The sequence below is a fragment of the Polynucleobacter necessarius genome, assembly GCF_900096755.1.
GTDB classification, from domain to species: domain Bacteria; phylum Pseudomonadota; class Gammaproteobacteria; order Burkholderiales; family Burkholderiaceae; genus Polynucleobacter; species Polynucleobacter necessarius_K.
The window spans coordinates 704379-721219 of sequence record NZ_LT615227.1 but is presented as its reverse complement, the minus strand read 5'-3'; the positions used below and the strand labels follow the sequence as shown (position 1 = coordinate 721219).

At 46.1% G+C, this 16841-nt stretch carries 30 protein-coding genes; 2 read left to right on the top strand and 28 right to left on the bottom strand.

Features of this window, described 5'->3' with window-relative positions; genetic code table 11:
• Positions 1 to 9: 9 nt before the first annotated feature.
• Complete coding sequence (locus DXE27_RS03795) at positions 10 to 735, bottom strand: c-type cytochrome (protein WP_128112959.1); 726 nt, start codon at positions 733 to 735, stop codon at positions 10 to 12.
• 114 nt (positions 736 to 849) lie between these two features.
• Between DXE27_RS03795 and yihA the strand changes: the two genes are divergently transcribed.
• Both yihA and hemB read left to right on the top strand, forming a co-directional pair.
• Positions 850 to 1515 (top strand): ribosome biogenesis GTP-binding protein YihA/YsxC, encoded by a 666-nt coding sequence (yihA, locus tag DXE27_RS03790; protein WP_128112958.1) that lies wholly within the window; start codon positions 850 to 852, stop codon positions 1513 to 1515.
• Positions 1499 to 2518, top strand: coding sequence for a porphobilinogen synthase (gene hemB, locus DXE27_RS03785; protein ID WP_128112957.1), 1020 nt, complete (start codon positions 1499 to 1501; stop codon positions 2516 to 2518). Before yihA ends, hemB begins: the two co-directional genes overlap by 17 nt.
• Positions 2519 to 2530: 12 nt before the next feature.
• On the opposite strand, the gene dsbD is transcribed toward hemB, so the two are convergent.
• The 27 genes from dsbD to rplB all read right to left on the bottom strand — a co-directional run bounded on the left by dsbD (position 2531) and on the right by rplB (position 16839).
• Positions 2531 to 4168, bottom strand: a complete 1638-nt coding sequence (gene dsbD, locus DXE27_RS03780) for a protein-disulfide reductase DsbD (RefSeq protein ID WP_231969640.1) — start codon at positions 4166 to 4168, stop codon at positions 2531 to 2533.
• Positions 4169 to 4206: 38 nt separating this feature from the next.
• Positions 4207 to 4554, bottom strand: a complete 348-nt coding sequence (cutA, locus tag DXE27_RS03775) for a divalent-cation tolerance protein CutA (RefSeq protein WP_128112955.1) — start codon at positions 4552 to 4554, stop codon at positions 4207 to 4209.
• Positions 4555 to 4623: 69 nt separating this feature from the next.
• The gene (rplQ, locus tag DXE27_RS03770; RefSeq protein ID WP_128112954.1) at positions 4624 to 5019 is read right to left on the bottom strand and encodes a 50S ribosomal protein L17; all 396 of its coding nucleotides are present in this window, start codon (positions 5017 to 5019) and stop codon (positions 4624 to 4626) included.
• 16 nt (positions 5020 to 5035) lie between these two features.
• The gene (locus DXE27_RS03765) at positions 5036 to 6016 is read right to left on the bottom strand and encodes a DNA-directed RNA polymerase subunit alpha (protein WP_128112953.1); all 981 of its coding nucleotides are present in this window, start codon (positions 6014 to 6016) and stop codon (positions 5036 to 5038) included.
• A 23-nt stretch (positions 6017 to 6039) separates the two neighbouring features.
• Positions 6040 to 6663 carry a 30S ribosomal protein S4 gene (gene rpsD, locus DXE27_RS03760; protein ID WP_128112952.1) on the bottom strand — a complete coding sequence of 208 codons (624 nt, stop codon included), beginning with the start codon at positions 6661 to 6663 and terminating at the stop codon, positions 6040 to 6042.
• Positions 6664 to 6779: 116 nt separating this feature from the next.
• Positions 6780 to 7187: a 30S ribosomal protein S11 gene (gene rpsK / locus DXE27_RS03755; RefSeq protein ID WP_015420254.1), complete on the bottom strand. Its 408-nt coding sequence runs from the start codon at positions 7185 to 7187 to the stop codon at positions 6780 to 6782.
• A gap of 18 nt (positions 7188 to 7205) precedes the next feature.
• Entirely contained in the window at positions 7206 to 7571 is a 366-nt protein-coding gene (gene rpsM, locus DXE27_RS03750) for a 30S ribosomal protein S13 (RefSeq protein WP_128112951.1), read from the bottom strand.
• A gap of 24 nt (positions 7572 to 7595) precedes the next feature.
• Positions 7596 to 7712 (bottom strand): 50S ribosomal protein L36, encoded by a 117-nt coding sequence (gene rpmJ, locus DXE27_RS03745; protein WP_012357167.1) that lies wholly within the window; start codon positions 7710 to 7712, stop codon positions 7596 to 7598.
• A gap of 34 nt (positions 7713 to 7746) precedes the next feature.
• Complete coding sequence (infA, locus tag DXE27_RS03740; protein ID WP_128112950.1) at positions 7747 to 7965, bottom strand: translation initiation factor IF-1; 219 nt, start codon at positions 7963 to 7965, stop codon at positions 7747 to 7749.
• Between the two features lie 4 nt (positions 7966 to 7969).
• The gene (gene secY, locus DXE27_RS03735; RefSeq protein ID WP_128112949.1) at positions 7970 to 9307 is read right to left on the bottom strand and encodes a preprotein translocase subunit SecY; all 1338 of its coding nucleotides are present in this window, start codon (positions 9305 to 9307) and stop codon (positions 7970 to 7972) included.
• Positions 9308 to 9324: 17 nt separating this feature from the next.
• Entirely contained in the window at positions 9325 to 9765 is a 441-nt protein-coding gene (gene rplO, locus DXE27_RS03730) for a 50S ribosomal protein L15 (protein WP_068320126.1), read from the bottom strand.
• Positions 9766 to 9792: 27 nt separating this feature from the next.
• A complete protein-coding gene (rpmD, locus tag DXE27_RS03725) occupies positions 9793 to 9981 on the bottom strand; it encodes a 50S ribosomal protein L30 (protein ID WP_015420249.1) in 189 nt (62 codons plus the stop codon).
• A 24-nt stretch (positions 9982 to 10005) separates the two neighbouring features.
• Positions 10006 to 10524, bottom strand: coding sequence for a 30S ribosomal protein S5 (rpsE, locus tag DXE27_RS03720; protein WP_128112948.1), 519 nt, complete (start codon positions 10522 to 10524; stop codon positions 10006 to 10008).
• 18 nt (positions 10525 to 10542) lie between these two features.
• On the bottom strand, positions 10543 to 10896 hold the full coding sequence (rplR, locus tag DXE27_RS03715) for a 50S ribosomal protein L18 (RefSeq protein WP_128112947.1): 354 nt from the start codon (positions 10894 to 10896) through the stop codon (positions 10543 to 10545).
• Between the two features lie 13 nt (positions 10897 to 10909).
• Positions 10910 to 11443 carry a 50S ribosomal protein L6 gene (gene rplF, locus DXE27_RS03710; protein ID WP_128112946.1) on the bottom strand — a complete coding sequence of 178 codons (534 nt, stop codon included), beginning with the start codon at positions 11441 to 11443 and terminating at the stop codon, positions 10910 to 10912.
• A gap of 10 nt (positions 11444 to 11453) precedes the next feature.
• Entirely contained in the window at positions 11454 to 11849 is a 396-nt protein-coding gene (gene rpsH / locus DXE27_RS03705; protein WP_128112945.1) for a 30S ribosomal protein S8, read from the bottom strand.
• A gap of 24 nt (positions 11850 to 11873) precedes the next feature.
• Positions 11874 to 12179, bottom strand: a complete 306-nt coding sequence (gene rpsN / locus DXE27_RS03700; protein ID WP_071464445.1) for a 30S ribosomal protein S14 — start codon at positions 12177 to 12179, stop codon at positions 11874 to 11876.
• Between the two features lie 14 nt (positions 12180 to 12193).
• A complete protein-coding gene (gene rplE / locus DXE27_RS03695; protein ID WP_128112944.1) occupies positions 12194 to 12736 on the bottom strand; it encodes a 50S ribosomal protein L5 in 543 nt (180 codons plus the stop codon).
• A gap of 16 nt (positions 12737 to 12752) precedes the next feature.
• Positions 12753 to 13061, bottom strand: coding sequence for a 50S ribosomal protein L24 (gene rplX / locus DXE27_RS03690; RefSeq protein ID WP_128112943.1), 309 nt, complete (start codon positions 13059 to 13061; stop codon positions 12753 to 12755).
• A gap of 9 nt (positions 13062 to 13070) precedes the next feature.
• Positions 13071 to 13439, bottom strand: a complete 369-nt coding sequence (gene rplN / locus DXE27_RS03685) for a 50S ribosomal protein L14 (protein ID WP_128112942.1) — start codon at positions 13437 to 13439, stop codon at positions 13071 to 13073.
• Positions 13440 to 13625: 186 nt separating this feature from the next.
• The gene (gene rpsQ / locus DXE27_RS03680; RefSeq protein WP_128112941.1) at positions 13626 to 13895 is read right to left on the bottom strand and encodes a 30S ribosomal protein S17; all 270 of its coding nucleotides are present in this window, start codon (positions 13893 to 13895) and stop codon (positions 13626 to 13628) included.
• Between the two features lie 12 nt (positions 13896 to 13907).
• On the bottom strand, positions 13908 to 14102 hold the full coding sequence (gene rpmC, locus DXE27_RS03675) for a 50S ribosomal protein L29 (RefSeq protein WP_068320118.1): 195 nt from the start codon (positions 14100 to 14102) through the stop codon (positions 13908 to 13910).
• 14 nt (positions 14103 to 14116) lie between these two features.
• Positions 14117 to 14530, bottom strand: coding sequence for a 50S ribosomal protein L16 (rplP, locus tag DXE27_RS03670; RefSeq protein WP_128112940.1), 414 nt, complete (start codon positions 14528 to 14530; stop codon positions 14117 to 14119).
• Positions 14499 to 15362 (bottom strand): 30S ribosomal protein S3, encoded by an 864-nt coding sequence (gene rpsC, locus DXE27_RS03665; protein ID WP_231969639.1) that lies wholly within the window; start codon positions 15360 to 15362, stop codon positions 14499 to 14501. Before rpsC ends, rplP begins: the two co-directional genes overlap by 32 nt.
• An 8-nt stretch (positions 15363 to 15370) precedes the next feature.
• On the bottom strand, positions 15371 to 15703 hold the full coding sequence (rplV, locus tag DXE27_RS03660) for a 50S ribosomal protein L22 (protein WP_197712292.1): 333 nt from the start codon (positions 15701 to 15703) through the stop codon (positions 15371 to 15373).
• 4 nt (positions 15704 to 15707) lie between these two features.
• Positions 15708 to 15986, bottom strand: a complete 279-nt coding sequence (gene rpsS / locus DXE27_RS03655; protein ID WP_128112939.1) for a 30S ribosomal protein S19 — start codon at positions 15984 to 15986, stop codon at positions 15708 to 15710.
• A gap of 19 nt (positions 15987 to 16005) precedes the next feature.
• On the bottom strand, positions 16006 to 16839 hold the full coding sequence (gene rplB / locus DXE27_RS03650) for a 50S ribosomal protein L2 (protein ID WP_128112938.1): 834 nt from the start codon (positions 16837 to 16839) through the stop codon (positions 16006 to 16008).
• Positions 16840 to 16841 lie beyond the last annotated feature (2 nt).

Genomic DNA, 16841 nt, shown 5'->3' with positions numbered 1-16841 from the left:
TTGCGCTAATTAATGTAAACCAGCGATGTAATCAGAAACTGCTTTCATTTCTTGATCGGAAAGCTTGGTAGCGATAGTAGTCATTTGGCTGCTATTTTTACGAACGCCTTCACGGAACGCAAGCAATTGTGTGTTTGTGTACTCAGCCCATTGACCACCTAAGAGTGGGTACTGAGCAGGAATGCCAGCGCCAGTTGGACTATGGCATGCAGCACAAGCTGGAACGCCTTTAGCAGCAATACCGCCACGGTAGATGCTTTGACCCAATTCAATCGACGCTTTATTTTGAGCAACGCCTTGTGAGATTGGTTGCTTAGCCAAGAATGCTGAAATGTTCTGCATGTCTTGCTCTGTCAAAGTTGCTGCCATACCCATCATCACAGGATTTGCACGAGTGCCATCTTTGAAATTTTTCAATTGCTTGGTCGTGTAAGCCGCATGCTGAGCAGATAACTTAGGCCAAGTACCCGTTGCACTTTGACCCTTTGGGCCATGGCAAGTAAGGCAGGCAGTAACGCCACGTGATGCATCGCCATTAGAGTAGAGCGCCTCACCAGCAGCCGGATCAACCTTTGGCTTGCCTGGCACTGCAGTCTTGGCTTCTGCAGCAGGAGCCATCGGAGCAGCATCGGCAGCAAAAACTGCACCTGAAACACCGATCAGAGCGAAAATAGAGAAAGCCGCAAAACCAGCACGCAAGCTAGTTAATTTGGAGATTTGAGAGGTTTGACGCATTATGTTTACCTTGGCAAAAATTCCTAAAAGTGTTTGGGCCCTGCATTTACAACCTTTTACCCAACACCATGAGATATTTCATGATTTTGCGTGATTTTACAATAGCTTCTGGACATGTCTAAACTCTTTCAAGCCCGATTCGCCACCACAGTCAATGACACCCATTGCCTGCCTGCCACACCCTTACGTGAGGTGGCCTTTGCTGGGCGCTCAAATGCAGGCAAATCCAGCGCTATAAACGTGCTTTGCAACCAAAAAAGACTTGCTTTTGCCAGTAAAACCCCTGGACGCACCCAACATATCAACTATTTTGGCCTTTTTGCCAAAGATGACCTTTTGGCTTATTTGGTGGACTTGCCCGGTTATGGCTATGCAGCCGTCAATCATGAGACTAAATACCACTGGAATGCCCTTCTAAGCGACTATCTCCAGGAGCGAGAGCAGTTGGTAGGCATGATCCTGATTGTGGATTCTAGGCGCGGTATCACCGACCTGGACGAGCAAATGATTGAGTGGTTTGTGCCCACCGGCAAACCAATCCACGTTTTGCTCAGCAAATGCGACAAACTCAACAAAAGCGAATGCAAGCATGCGCTAGAGGCGGTACGCAAGCAATTGCAGCAATATGACCCAGCCCTGCCCGATGGCAATGGCGAGTCCAAACAACTTACGGCACAATTATTTTCGAGCACTAAACGTATTGGTCTTGAAGAGGCCGACAATATTGTTATTAAATGGTTATTTGAAGCAGAGACTAAAGAAGATGAGATCGCCAGCTAAATCATTGCTTAACTTTCCAGAGCATCGTCCACGTCGGATGCGTCGTGATGATTGGTCGCGCCGTCTCATGCAAGAAAATATTGTCCGCGCAAGTGACCTGATTTATCCGGTATTTTTACTAGAAGGCCAAGGCAAGTCTGAGGCTGTTGCTTCAATGCCTGGTGTCAATCGCGTTTCTTTAGATTTACTCTTTCCTGTTGCGCAAGAGTGTGTTGACTTGGGTATTCCAGTGCTTGCACTCTTTCCAGTTATTGATGCAACACTAAAGACGCCGGATGGTAAGGAAGCCTTTAATCCCAAGGGTCTCGTTCCCACTGCCGTCCGCGAACTAAAAGTACGTTTTCCCAATTTAGGCATCATGACTGATGTCGCGCTTGATCCTTACACAAGCCATGGCCAAGATGGCGTGCTCGATGAGCAAGGCAGAATCCTAAATGATGAGACTACCGCAATCTTGGTAAAGCAAGCAGTCACTCAAGCTGAAGCTGGTGTCGATATCGTTGCACCATCCGACATGATGGATGGTCGTATTGGAAAAATTCGTGAAGCGCTTGAACAAAAGCAATTGATTCATACGCGCATCATGGCTTATTCAGCAAAGTACGCCTCCGCTTTTTATGGACCATTTAGAGATGCCGTAGGCTCTGCAAAGAATCTTGGCAAGGCTGATAAAAAAACCTACCAAATGGATTGCGCCAATGGTGACGAGGCTTTGCGGGAGGTTGCACTCGATATTAGCGAAGGTGCTGATATGGTGATGGTCAAGCCTGGCATGCCTTACCTGGACATCGTACGTCGCGTAAGAGAAGAATTTAATTACCCCACATATGCCTACCAAGTGAGCGGTGAATACGCCATGCTTAAGGCGGCCGCACAAAATGGTTGGCTAGATCACGATGCCGTCATGATGGAATCATTACTTGCATTTAAACGTGCGGGCGCTGACGGCGTTCTTACTTACTTTGCGCTAGAAGCTGCACGCTTAATTAAAGCGACTAAATAATTTTTAGCCGCTTTAATTTTTCAATCTATTTCTTAAGCGCTCAATAAAGCGCTGTGGCGGCATATAACCAATCACGCGTACCTCTTTTTGCTCTTCCGAATTTTGATTAAAGATCAAAATACCCGGTGGGCCGAATAAACCAAAGCGCTTAAGTAATGCTTGGTTCTCAGGGCTATTTGCAGTTACATCTGCCTGCAATAAAAGAAACTGCTTTAGCTCCTTGCTAACCTCTGGATTTGCAAAAGTATTCACTTCCATCTCTTTGCAACTGATACACCAGTCCGCATAAAAATCGAGGAGTACTAATTTCTTTTCTTCTTTTGCTTTGCTCAATTGAGCATCAAGCTGTGCCGGCGACTGAATCACCACAAAAGCCAATTCCCCAACCTGATGAATGCTTTGACCGTTGACTGTTTTTGCGCCTCCCGCAACATCATTCGTTTGCAGCAATGGTGACGCAATCCAAGCTGCTGTTGCAACCAGCAATACACCCAAAGTGCGCTGTAACCACACCATCCAGATTCCAGTAGATGGAATCAAGATGCGCGCCTCAACAGAAATAAATAGCAGCGGCAGTCCCATCCCTAACGCCATCACAAAGAGTAAGCCCGCACCCAAACTCATAGAACCGGTTTGGGCAATAAAGGCTAAAACTCCTGCCAAAGGAGCCGTAATACAGGGGCTAGCTACCAGGGTGGAAATACCTCCCAAAGCAAAGGCACCAAATACGCTGCCGCCCTTTTGGCGCCCTGCCAACCTATCAACATGCTGATGCCACGATTGGGGTAGACGCAAGTCATACAAGCCAAATAGACTGCCAGATAGGGCCAATAGCAATAGGGCAAAAGTAGCGAGCGCAAAAGAGCTTTGCAGGGCGCGTTGTACGCTGCCCCCTAGGGCTGCCATGAGTACGCCAGCCAAGGCATATACCAATGCCATACCTAAGACGTACGCGAGCGCTAAGGCGCTTGCACGACTCTTAGAGATAGCTTTGCCACCCTGGGTACCAAAGATAACGCTCGACAAAATTGGCAGCATAGGAAGTACACAGGGTGTAAATGCCAATGCTAGACCCAACACAAAGAAGGCTAGAAATAAATAGGCAGTTGAAGTGCTTTCTAAAAAGCGGCTGATAGCATTAACGTCATCACGCTCACGCCATAAATCTGCCAAGCTAAATTGGTCATTCGCCTTCACGCTAGACGAGGGAGCGCCATCTAATACATCCGGAATTGGTGCTGCTTTCACACCAGGTCCAGCAAGTAAAAATTTAAGGGTCATGGGTGGATAGCAAATACCTGCTTCAGCGCATCCCTGAAGAGTGACCTCCAAATGAACGGGCTGTCCAGCCACCGACTTGATCTCTAAAAAAACTAAGAACGGATCTTTGTATACCTGCAGTTTTTTCTGAAAAGTATCATCAAACTTTTCTATGCCCGGCGGAAGTGAAGGTCTTATATTACCTAGCTTCCCCGCCTGTGAACCGGCTTGAAACTTCAAAGACTCTTGATAAATGTAATAGCCTTTGGCAGGTAAAAATTCCAGTTCAATTTGATTGGAATTCTCTAGCCACGTAGCCTCTACTCGAAAGGCTTTTTCTGGAGGTAAGAAATCTTGCGCAGCAAATGCTTGTGCTGAGATGAACAACAAGAGCGCAAAAATTTTCGTCAAGAAAGAATGTAATTTCATTACTTTGAATTTACCTCAGACTCCACCCATTTGCCGTACTGCTCTTCATATTGCTCAGGAGAAAAGGCCAATATCTCGGGAAGATCATATGGATGTGCATTTTTAATAAAGGTGGAGATCTCAAGCCACTTTGCTTTAGTTGTCTTCGCGCAAAGCAATACTTCGCATTCTTCGCAAACCTTGCCCTCCCAACGATAAATTGAGTGAACTCCTTCAGTAATTTGCACACAAGCGGCTAAATTCTCCTTTACCAAGGACCTTGCCAAGCCCTTACCGGCCTCCATATTAGGAAGACTGGTTAGCACCACCAAAAGCTTGCTGGGATTGACTGGGAGGTTTTCAGACATTCTGTATTTATAAACCGATAAATGAAAAAAGCCAGACCGAAGCCTGGCTTTCTACCGTAACTGCGAGACTTAAGCCCCTTCAGCTACTGCTGCTGTTTCTTCAACCTCTGGACGATCAACCAACTCAACCAATGCCATAGGTGCATTGTCGCCATGACGGAAGCCAAACTTCAAAATGCGAAGGTAGCCGCCTGGACGTGTTGCATAACGTGGGCCGAGTTCTGTAAAGAGCTTGGTCACGATATCGCGATCGCGTGTGCGATTGAATGCTAAGCGACGGTTTGCTAAGTTATCTTTTTTACCTAAGGTAATCAAAGGCTCAACAACCATGCGCAATTCTTTAGCTTTTGGCAAAGTTGTTTTAATAACTTCGTGCTCCAAAAGAGAATTGGGCATGTTGCGCAGCATCGCTAAGCGATGTGATGATGTTCTGTTAAGTTTGCGTAAGCCGTTTCCGTGACGCATGATGCTTCCTTTCTAATTATTTCTCGAGGTTAGCTGGAGGCCAGCTTTCGAGTTTCATGCCAAGACTTAAGCCACGAGCCGCCAAAACATCTTTGATTTCATTCAAAGATTTGCGACCTAGATTAGGCGTCTTCAACAATTCATTCTCTGTACGTTGAATCAAGTCACCGATGTGGTAAATGTTCTCAGCCTTCAAGCAGTTTGCAGAGCGAACTGTGAGCTCGAGATCATCAACCGGACGCATCAACATTGGATCAACCATTGATGAGCGGCTTGGTGCTAAATCACCAGAAACTTCGCTGCTTTCGAGGGCCGCGAATACAACCAATTGATCAACCAAGATGCTAGCTGCTTGACAAATCGCCTCTTCAGGAGACAACACACCGTTAGTTTCGATAGTCATTACCAAACGATCGAGGTCGGTACGCTGCTCAACACGAGCAGACTCAACAGCATAGCTAACACGGCTTACCGGGCTGAATGAAGCATCCAACACGATACGGCCAATAATCTTAGTAGCTTCGTCGCTGTACTGACGTACGTTACCTGGTACATAACCACGGCCTTTTTCAACCTTGATCTGCATATCCAACTTGCCACCAGCTGACAAGTGAGCGATCACGTGATCAGGGTTCATGATTTCTACATCATGTGGCAAATCGATATCTTTTGCAGTAACAACGCCTGGGCCTTCTTTACGCAAATTGATAGTAACTTCGTCACGTGATTGCAACTTAAATACGATACCTTTGAGGTTCAACAAGAGGTTTACTACGTCCTCTTGAACTCCATCCAATGTGGAGTACTCATGAACAACACCAGCAATAGCTACTTCAGTTGGCGCATAACCAACCATCGAGGACAAGAGTACGCGACGTAATGCATTTCCGAGTGTGTGGCCATAGCCACGCTCGAACGGCTCCATAACAACCTTAGCTTGGTTGGCGGTAAGCGCTTCAACAGAAATAATCTTTGGCTTGAGCAAATTTGTTTGCATATTTTTTCCTTGAGAGTGCCTAATTAGCGTGAATACAATTCGACGATCAAACTTTCATTAATTTCACCGCTAATATCTTCACGGTCAGGCACTTGCTTAAATGTTCCCTCGAGCTTAGCTGCGTCAACTGAAACCCAAGTAACAGCTGCCATTTGTCCAACTAAGTTGAGTGATTCTGTAATACGCGCTTGTTTCTTCGCCTTTTCACGAATAGCAACTACATCACCAGGCTTAACCTGAATTGATGGAATATTCACAGGGTTGCCATTGAGCAAAATTGCACAGTGGGAAACCAACTGACGTGCTTCTGCGCGTGTTGAACCAAAGCCCATGCGATAAACCACGTTGTCTAAACGTGACTCAAGCAACTGGAGCAATGTTTCACCAGTGTTGCCCTTACGACGCTCAGCTTCTGCGAAGTAACGACGGAATTGACGCTCTAATACGCCATAGATACGCTTAACCTTTTGCTTTTCACGCAATTGATTACCGTAATCAGATGTTCTTGAGCCAGATGTACGGCCATGTTGACCAGGCTTAGTATCTAACTTGCACTTGTCTGACAGGGCGCGACGTGCGCTCTTTAAAAATAAGTCGGCACCTTCCCGACGTGCTAATTTGGCCTTAGGCCCTAAGTAACGTGCCACGATGCTTTCCTTTCTTTGCCGCAGCCTTACGACCGGCGGTGAGTTCGCCCTTTAAATCAAGCGAACAGTGGGCTTTAATAAAAAACTACTAAAACTTGTACTGCCAACTTCCTAGCTTAGATACGACGACGCTTAGGAGGACGGCAACCATTATGTGGAACTGGAGTTACGTCCTGAATCTCAGTGATCTTGATGCCCAATGAGTTCAAAGCACGAACTGCTGATTCACGACCTGGGCCTGGGCCTTTGATCTGAACTTCCAAATTCTTGATGCCGCATTCAATGGCTGTCTTACCAGCAACTTCTGCAGCTACCTGAGCAGCAAAAGGTGTTGATTTACGTGAGCCTTTGAAGCCCTGGCCGCCAGAAGTTGCCCATGAAAGCGCATTTCCTTGACGATCAGTGATCGTAATGATGGTGTTGTTAAAAGAAGCGTGAACGTGTGCAATACCGTCAGCAACGTTCTTTTTAACCTTCTTACGAGCGCGCTGTGAAGCGGCGGAAGCGGATTGTTGTTTTGCCATGTCAATAAACTTTCTTGATTATTTCTTCAGTTGCACGCCAGACTTACGTGGGCCCTTACGGGTGCGCGCGTTAGTCTTTGTACGTTGACCACGCACAGGCAGGCCCTTACGATGACGAACACCGCGGTAGCAACCTAAGTCCATCAAACGCTTGATGTTCATAGTTACTTCACGACGAAGGTCGCCTTCAGTGATGAATTTACCTACTTCATCACGCAACCTTTCCAAGTCACCGTCAGTAAGGTCTTTAACTTTTTTATCGATTGCAACACCTGTGGTTTCACAAATTTTGCGAGCACGCGTTGTGCCAATGCCAAAAATTGCTGTTAAACCGATAACAGTATGTTGATGATTTGGGATATTTACCCCAGCGATACGTGCCATGAGATTTCCTCTTAATTAACCAGATCAGCCTTGACGCTGCTTATGACGTGCGTCTGAAGAACAGATCACGCGCACAACGCGTTTGCGCTTAATGATCTTGCAATTTCTGCAAATACACTTAACGGATGCTAAAACTTTCATAACTCACCTCTTAAAAATAGGTACTACTTAATCTTTACTTCGCACGGAAAATGATTCTGGCGCGCGTCAGGTCGTAAGGAGTCATCTCCACCATCACCTTATCTCCCGGCAAAATACGGATGTAATGCATCCGCATCTTTCCAGAAATGTGTCCTAGAACCACATGTCCGTTTTCCAGCTTCACGCGAAACATCGCGTTCGGCAAATTCTCTACAACTTCCCCCGCCATCTGAATTACATCGTCTTTAGACATTCAGTTAAGCGCCCATCTTAAAGTTGGCTTTTTTCATCAAAGAGCCATACTGCTGTTGCATTACGAATGACTGAACTTGAGCCATGAAATCCATTGCAACAACAACAATAATCAACAATGAAGTACCGCCGAAATAGAACGGCACGTTGTACTTCAACACTAAGAATTCTGGCAACAAGCAAACCAGAACCATATAAATTGCACCAACCAAAGTCAAACGCACCAAGATCTTGTCGATGTAACGCGCTGTTTGAGCGCCAGGACGAATACCTGGTACAAAGGCACTACTTTTCTTTAAGTTCTCAGCAGTCTCACGACTGTTAAATACCAAAGCGGTATAGAAGAAACAGAAGAAAATAATTGCTGCCGCATACAAAATTGTGTAAACAGGCTGACCTGGTGCCAAAGTAGCCGCCAAATCCTTAATGATTCTGCTAAACATGTTTGTGGATTCGCCTGAAGTAAACCAGCCAGCAATCGTTGCAGGAAACAAAATGATTGAAGACGCAAAAATTGGGGGGATAACACCTGCCATATTTAACTTCAATGGGAAGTAAGAGGACTGACCACCATAAATCTTGTTGCCAATTTGACGCTTAGCGTAGTTAACCAAGATACGGCGCTGACCGCGCTCAACAAACACCACGAAATACGTTACTGCTACGCAAATCACAACGATCAGCAACGCAGAAATAATATTCATTGAGCCAGTACGCACCAACTCTAATAAGCTTGCCAATGCATTTGGTAAACCAGAAACAATGCCACCGAAAATGATGATGGAAATGCCGTTACCTAAGCCGCGCTCAGTAATTTGCTCGCCGAGCCACATTAAGAACATTGTGCCAGTTACCAAAGTAACTACAGTGTTCAATTCAAACATCAAGCCTGGGTTTACAACCAAGCCTGGTTGAGCCTGCAAAGCAACAGAGATACCCAATGCTTGGAAGGTTGCCAAAAATACAGTGCCATAACGGGTGTACTGAGTAATCTTACGTTGACCAGCTTGACCTTCTTTTTTCAAAGACTCTAAAGATGGAACAACAATGGTCATCAATTGCATGATGATCGATGCAGAGATATAAGGCATGATTCCCAGGGCAAACACTGTAAAGCGCGATAAAGCGCCGCCTGAGAACAGATTGAACATTCCCAAGATGCCGTCTTTTTGCCCAGCAAATAACTGTGCCAATTGGTCTGGATCAATCCCAGGAACCGGAATATGCGCACCCAAACGGAACACGAGCAAAGCCAACACCAGGAAAATCAAGCGATGACGTAATTCGCCAAACTTGCCTCCTGCTGTTGAAGTGCTTGCGTTATTGGTAGGTGCTAATGCCATTTTTCTAAAAAGACCTTTTAAGCCAATTCAACCAATTTGCCGCCAGCCGCTTCGATAGCTGCTTTGGCGCCGGCAGTTGCTGTGATGCCCTTGAGGGTTACAGCAATTTTAAGTTCGCCAGTTTTGATTACCTTTACTGCATTGATTTGCTCACCAGCAAAGCCGTGTGCCTTCAATACTAATAAGTCTACTTCTGGCAAGTTGATTTTTGCTAAGTCATTCAAAGTGATTTGACCAACATGGCGACGCGTCAAAGACACGAAACCACGCTTTGGCAAACGACGGTACATAGGCATTTGACCGCCTTCAAAGCCGACCTTGTGGAAACCACCTGAACGGGATTTTTGACCTTTGTGACCACGACCTGCAGTTTTACCAAGGCCAGAACCAATGCCGCGACCTACGCGACGACGGTTTTTCTTGGAGCCTTCTGCTGGTTTGATTGTATTGAGTTGCATATTCTTCGCCTATTTACTTGCTAGTCATTAGCCAATGACTTTAACTAGATAAGAAACTTTATTAATCATGCCGCGTACAGCTGGAGTGTCTTCCAATTCAGAAACTGAATTGATACGACCAAGGCCTAAGCCACGTACAGTTGCACGATGGCTTTCGCGTGTGCCGATCAAGCTGCGTACTAATTGCAGTTTGACTTTGGAGTTAGATGTTGTCATTTATAGATTCCTAATCTTTTGGTCTTAGCCGAGAATCTCTTCAACTGACTTACCGCGCTTAGCAGCAATCTCAGCAGGAGTACTCATCTTGCTCAAACCATCAATCGTTGCACGAACCAAGTTGTATGGGTTTGTAGAGCCAAGTGACTTAGCAACCACGTTTGTTACGCCCATTACGTCGAAAATCGCGCGCATTGGGCCGCCGGCAATAATTCCAGTACCGTCTTTAGCTGGAGAAATCAAAACGCGTGACGCGCCATGCTGACCGGTAACAGTGTGCTGCAAAGTACCTTTACGCAAAGTAACTTTGATCATCTTGCGACGAGCTTCGTCCATTGCTTTTTGAACGGCAACTGGAACTTCTTTTGACTTGCCTTTACCCATGCCGATGCGGCCATCGCCATCGCCAACTACAGTGAGTGCAGCGAAGCCGAGAATACGACCACCCTTAACCACTTTAGTTACACGATTAACAGCGATCATCTTCTCGCGAAGACCATCATCACGCTCTTCGTTTTGCATCTTAGTTTGCACTTTTACCATGTTTTTTCCTAAACCCTATTAGAACTTCAGGCCGGCTTCACGCGCAGCTTCAGCTAAGGCCTTAATACGGCCGTGGTAACGATGACCGGAACGATCAAACGCAACATCAACAATGCCTGCCTTAACAGCACGCTCAGCAACTAACTTGCCGATTTGTTTAGCCGCTTCAGCGTTGCCGCCGTTTTTGATCGCTTGGCGCAAATCTTTTTCCATTGTTGAAACAGCTGCCACAACTTTGGTTCCGCATGGGCTATAAACCTGGGCAGAAATATGAGTATTGCTACGGATAACTGTTAAGCGATTTGCCAATGCCTCGGCAATGCGAATACGAGTCTGCCTAGCGCGTCTTTGTCTGGATTCGTCTTTATTCATTTTCTAATCTCGCTTACTTCTTCTTAGTTTCTTTCAGATGCACAATCTCATCCACGTAGCGAACACCCTTGCCTTTGTATGGCTCTGGTGAACGGTATGCGCGAACTTCAGCTGCGACCTGGCCAACTTGTTGCTTGTTGGAACCTTTGATAATGATTTCAGTTTGAGTTGGAGTCTCAGCCTTCACACCCTTTGGCAGGTTGTAAATAATGTCGTGTGAGAAACCCAACTGCAATTTCAATGTTTCGCCTTGAGCAGCAGCACGGTAACCAACGCCTACCAAGCTGAGCTTGCGCTCAAAGCCAGTAGTTACGCCAACAACCATGTTGTTAACCAAAGCACGAGCTGTACCTGACTGAGCACCAGCTTCTGGTGAGTCGTTATTTAAAACAACTGTCAATACGCCATCTTCTTGTTTCAAACCAACAGAAGGATGCAAGTTGTGTGTCAAAGTGCCCAATGGACCCTTAACAGTAATGTTTGCAGCGTTGATGCCGATTTCAGCGCCCTTAGGAACTGTAATTGGTGATTTACCTACGCGGGACATATTTCGCTCCTTAAGCTACGTAGCAAATAACTTCGCCGCCCACGCCTGTTGCACGTGCTTTACGGTCTGTCATTACGCCTTGAGGGGTTGAAATAATTGTAATGCCCAAGCCATTCATTACTTCTGGAATGTCATGGCGGCCTTTATAGATACGTAGACTTGGTGTAGAAACACGGTCGATACGCTCGATAACAGGACGGCCTGCATAGTATTTGAGATCAATGTGGAGCGCTGGCTTAGCTGCTTCACCTTTGATTTCGAAACTTTCGATGTAGCCTTCATCTTGCAAAACTTTTGCGATGGCTACTTTAACTTTTGACGACGGCATCAAGACTACGGGTTTCTGCACTGCTTGCGCATTGCGGATCCTTGTCAACATGTCGGCGATTGGATCGCTGATACTCATGAGTTCTCCTAATTCTTTCGCCGCTTACCAGCTGGCCTTGGTTAAACCGGGGATTTCGCCACGGAAGGCGATTTCACGAATCTTGCTACGAGCCAAACCGAACTTACGGAATGTGCCACGTGGGCGACCGGTTAATGAACAACGATTTCTTTGACGAATCGGGCTTGCGTTACGTGGAAGTGCCTGTAGTTTCAAGCGAGCTTCATAGCGCTCTTCATCGCTGCGTGATTGATCAGCAATGATCGCTTTGAGTTCAGCACGCTTGGCAGCGTACTTCTCTACAGTTTTTGCGCGCTTATTCTCGCGCTCAATCAGGGATAGTTTTGCCACGTTAGCCTCTTCTCTTAATTGCGGAAAGGGAATTTGAATGCTGCCAACAAAGCTTTTGCTTCTTCGTCGGTTTTAGCAGTCGTCGTAATACTGATATTGAGACCACGGAGGGCATCAATCTTGTCGTATTCGATTTCAGGGAAAATAATCTGTTCTTTAACACCGATGTTGTAGTTACCACGGCCGTCAAATGCCTTACCAGAGATACCGCGGAAGTCGCGTACGCGTGGCAATGCAACAGTAACGAAACGATCCAAGAATTCGTACATGTGTGCGCCACGCAATGTCACCATGGCACCGATTGGGTAGCCTTGACGAATCTTGAAACCTGCAATCGCTTTTTTAGCTTTAGTTACAACAGGCTTTTGGCCAGCAACTTTAGTTAAATCACCAACTGCATTTTCAATAATTTTCTTGTCGTTCACTGCATCGCCTAAGCCCATGTTCAGGGTTACCTTAGTGATACGTGGAACTTCCATCACAGACTTGTAACCAAACTTGGCGATCAAATCTGCAACTACTTTAGCTTGATAGTGTTCTTGAAAACGTGTGCTCATAATTTCTCCGTGCCCCTTATGCGCTTAAAGTTGCGCCAGTGGTTTTGAGGAAACGTTGCTTTTTACCGTCCACGAGTTTGATACCAACACGTGATGGTTTGCCGTTACCGTCAACCACAGCCACATTAGAAATGTGAACAGGCATCGTCTTGTCAATCATGCCGCCAGTAACGCCGGCTGCTGGATTTGGCTTAACGCTCTTTTTATAAATATTTACGCCTTCGATCACTAATTTGTTCTCGAGTACGGCTGTAACAGCTCCTTGCTTGCCCTTATCGCGGCCAGTCAACAGAACTACGGAATCACCTTTACGAATCTTTTTCATATCAGCCTCTTAAATAACTTCGGGGGCGAGAGAAACGATCTTCATGAACTTTTCAGTACGTAATTCACGCGTCACTGGTCCAAAGATACGTGTGCCAATTGGCTCTAACTTAGCGTTGAGCAATACCGCAGCGTTGCCATCGAACTTAATCAATGAACCATCTGGACGGCGAACACCCTTAGCAGTTCTCACTACTACGGCGTTATATATGTCACCTTTTTTTACACGGCCACGTGGAGCAGCGGACTTTACAGTCACTTTAATGACATCACCGATACTGGCGTAACGACGCTTAGAGCTGCCCAATACCTTGATGCACAACACTTCACTGGCGCCTGTGTTATCGGCAACCTGTAATCTACTTTCGGTTTGTATCATTTCTAATCCCCAACTTATTGGCCAAAGGCAAACAGTCTTGGTTCCGTCTATGGGTTTTAACGAAAGCTAAAACCCGGAATTAATGAAAAACACTGCTTCTCCAATAAAACCAGAGAAGCTTTCTATTATACTACGCAAAACAGCAGGGATTTGGGAAGAAACTTCGCCAAAATCCCTAATATTTCTTTAAATACCCTTTGAAGCTTCAACTAAACGGGTCACAACCCAAGATTTAGTACGTGAAATTGGCTTAGATTCAGCAATTTCAACGGTATCACCCATCTTGTATGTGCCAGCCTCGTCATGAGCGTGGTACTTTTTGGACTGGCCAACGTACTTACCAATCACTGGATGCTTAACTTGACGCTCAACCAACACCGTCACAGTTTTTTGCATTTTGTCGCCAACAACGCGGCCCACAAGGGTGCGGCGCAAGGGTTTAGATAATTCTGTCATATCCCTTTTTCCTTATTTCTGTGCAGTCTTTTGCGCAATAAAAGTCTTCACACGAGCGATGTCGCGCTTATTTTTACCCAATTGGCTGGTATTTGTGAGTTGCTGAGTGCCTTTTTGCATACGGAGCTTGAAACCGGTCTTAAGCAACTCGGTTAACTCTGCATTCAATGCATTCAGATCTTTTGAAGCTAATTCTGTATTTTTCATAATCTCTATCCCGATCAACCTAAGTGGCGAATCACGAAAGTGGTCTGTAAAGGCAACTTAGCAGCAGCAAGCTTGAAAGCTTCGCGCGCCAATTGCTCATCAACACCGTCCATCTCGTAGAGCACTTTGCCTGGTTGAATTTCAGCTACGTAGTACTCTGGGTTACCTTTACCGTTACCCATACGTACTTCAGCAGGTTTTTGTGAAATTGGCTTATCTGGGAAAATGCGAATCCAAATACGGCCACCACGTTTAATGTGACGAGTCATTGCACGACGTGCTGACTCAACTTGACGAGCAGTCAAACGACCACGGCCAACGGCCTTCAATCCAAAGTCACCAAAGGCTACAGAACTACCGCGTGTTGCCACGCCAGTGTTACGGCCTTTTTGTTCCTTACGATACTTGCGACGCTTTGGTTGTAGCATGCTTACTCTCCTGACTTCTGCGTATCTGCGGCTGGTGTTTCACAACCTTACGCACACGCTTTACTGCTGGTTTAGCAGCAACTAATGGCTTGTCTGTGCCAGCAGCTGGTTTACGAGCAGCTGTCTTGCTTGGAGCACGATGAGTTTTCTTTTCTTCGGCAGCTGGTTCAGCGGATGGAGCAGCTACTTGAGCTTCTGCACCACGACCCAATGTGTCGCCTTTGTATACCCAAACTTTTACACCAATGGTGCCGTATGTTGTTTCCGCTTCTGATGTTGCGTAATCAATATCAGCCTTCAATGTATGAAGTGGAACGCGACCTTCACGGTACCATTCGCGACGTGCAATTTCAGCACCATTCAAACGACCAGATGACATGATCTTGATGCCTTGTGCACCAAGACGCATTGCATTTTGCATTGCGCGCTTCATCGCACGACGGAACATAATGCGCTTCTCTAACTGTTGAGTAATAGAGTCAGCGATCAATTGCGCGTCAACTTCAGGCTTACGAATTTCTTCGATGTTCACGTGAACTGGAACGCCTATACGCTTTTGTAATTCGCGACGGAGAACTTCAATGTCTTCGCCTTTTTTGCCGATTACAACACCTGGACGTGAGCTATAGATAGTGATGCGGGCATTCTTTGCAGGACGCTCAATCACAACTTTACTAACGGATGCATTCTTCAACTTCTTCTTCAGATAGATGCGAACGTCAACGTCCTCTTTCAACATCTTTGCGAAGTCAGTATTGTTTGCATACCAACGTGATGTCCAATTCTTCGTTACCGCGAGTCGGAATCCGGTTGGGTTTATCTTTTGGCCCATATATTTCCTTAGTTACTCAAGGTCACGCTAATGTGACAAGTTTGTTTTTCAATTTGATTGCCACGACCCTTAGCGCGTGCGGTAAAGCGCTTCAATGAAGTGCCTTTATCAACAATAATTGCTGAAACCTTAAGCTCATCAATATCAGCACCTTTATTGTGTTCAGCGTTGGCCACTGCGGACTCAACAACTTTTTTCACAACGAAGGCAGCTTTTTTGGGGCTGAAGTTCAAAATGTTTAATGCGCGGGCAATCGGCAAACCACGAATTTGGTCTGCGACCAAACGTGTCTTTTGCGCAGAAATGCGGGCACCCTTGTGAATAGCTTTAACTTCCATCATCCCCTTACTTCTTCGTTACTTTCTTGTCAGCAGCGTGACCTTTGAAAGTACGGGTCAAGGCAAATTCGCCTAACTTATGACCCACCATGTTTTCTGATACATATACCGGAACGTGTTGACGACCGTTATGTACAGCAATCGTCAGACCAATAAAGTCTGGTAGGATTGTTGAACGGCGTGACCAAGTTTTAATCGGTTTTTTGTCTTCATTGGCTTGTGCGACTTCAACTTTATTTACTAAGCTGGCTTCGCAAAATGGGCCTTTTTTAGCTGAACGTGTCATATCTATTCATCCTTATCGCTTAACGTTTTTGACGACGTTGAACGATCATCGAAGTTGTACGCTTATTGCGACGTGTGCGATAACCTTTGGTTGGAGTGCCCCATGGAGATACAGGTACGCGGCCTTCGCCAGTTCTACCTTCACCACCACCGTGTGAGTGATCTACTGGGTTCATTGCCACACCGCGAACGGTTGGGCGAATACCACGCCAGCGATTTGCACCTGCTTTACCAATTTGACGCAAGCTGTGCTCTTCGTTACCAACTTCACCAATGGTGGCGCGGCACTCAATCAGAACACGGCGAACTTCACCGGAGCGCAAACGCACTTGAGCGTATACGCCTTCACGAGCTAACAATACTGCTGAACCACCAGCTGAACGCGCAACTTGTGCGCCTTTGCCCGGCATGATTTCTACACAGTGAATAGTGCTACCAACTGGAATATTACGAATTGGCAAGTTATTGCCAGACTTGATTGGAGCTTCTGCACCACTCATGATTGCCTGGCCAACTGTCATACCTTTAGCAGCAGGAATATAGCGACGCTCACCATCAGCAAACAAAATCAATGCAATGTTTGCGCTGCGGTTTGGATCGTATTCCAAGCGTTCAACTTTTGCTGGAATACCATCTTTGTCGTTGCATTTGAAATCAACAACGCGATAGTGATGCTTGTGACCACCACCTTTATGACGGGTAGTGATGTGACCGTTATTATTACGGCCTGCTTTTTGGAATTGTGGCTCTACCAACGCTGCAAAAGGTTTTCCTTTATGCAGGTCAGGATTTACCACCTTGACCATTGAACGACGACCTGGTGAGGTCGGTTTTGTCTTCATCATCAAAGGCATGA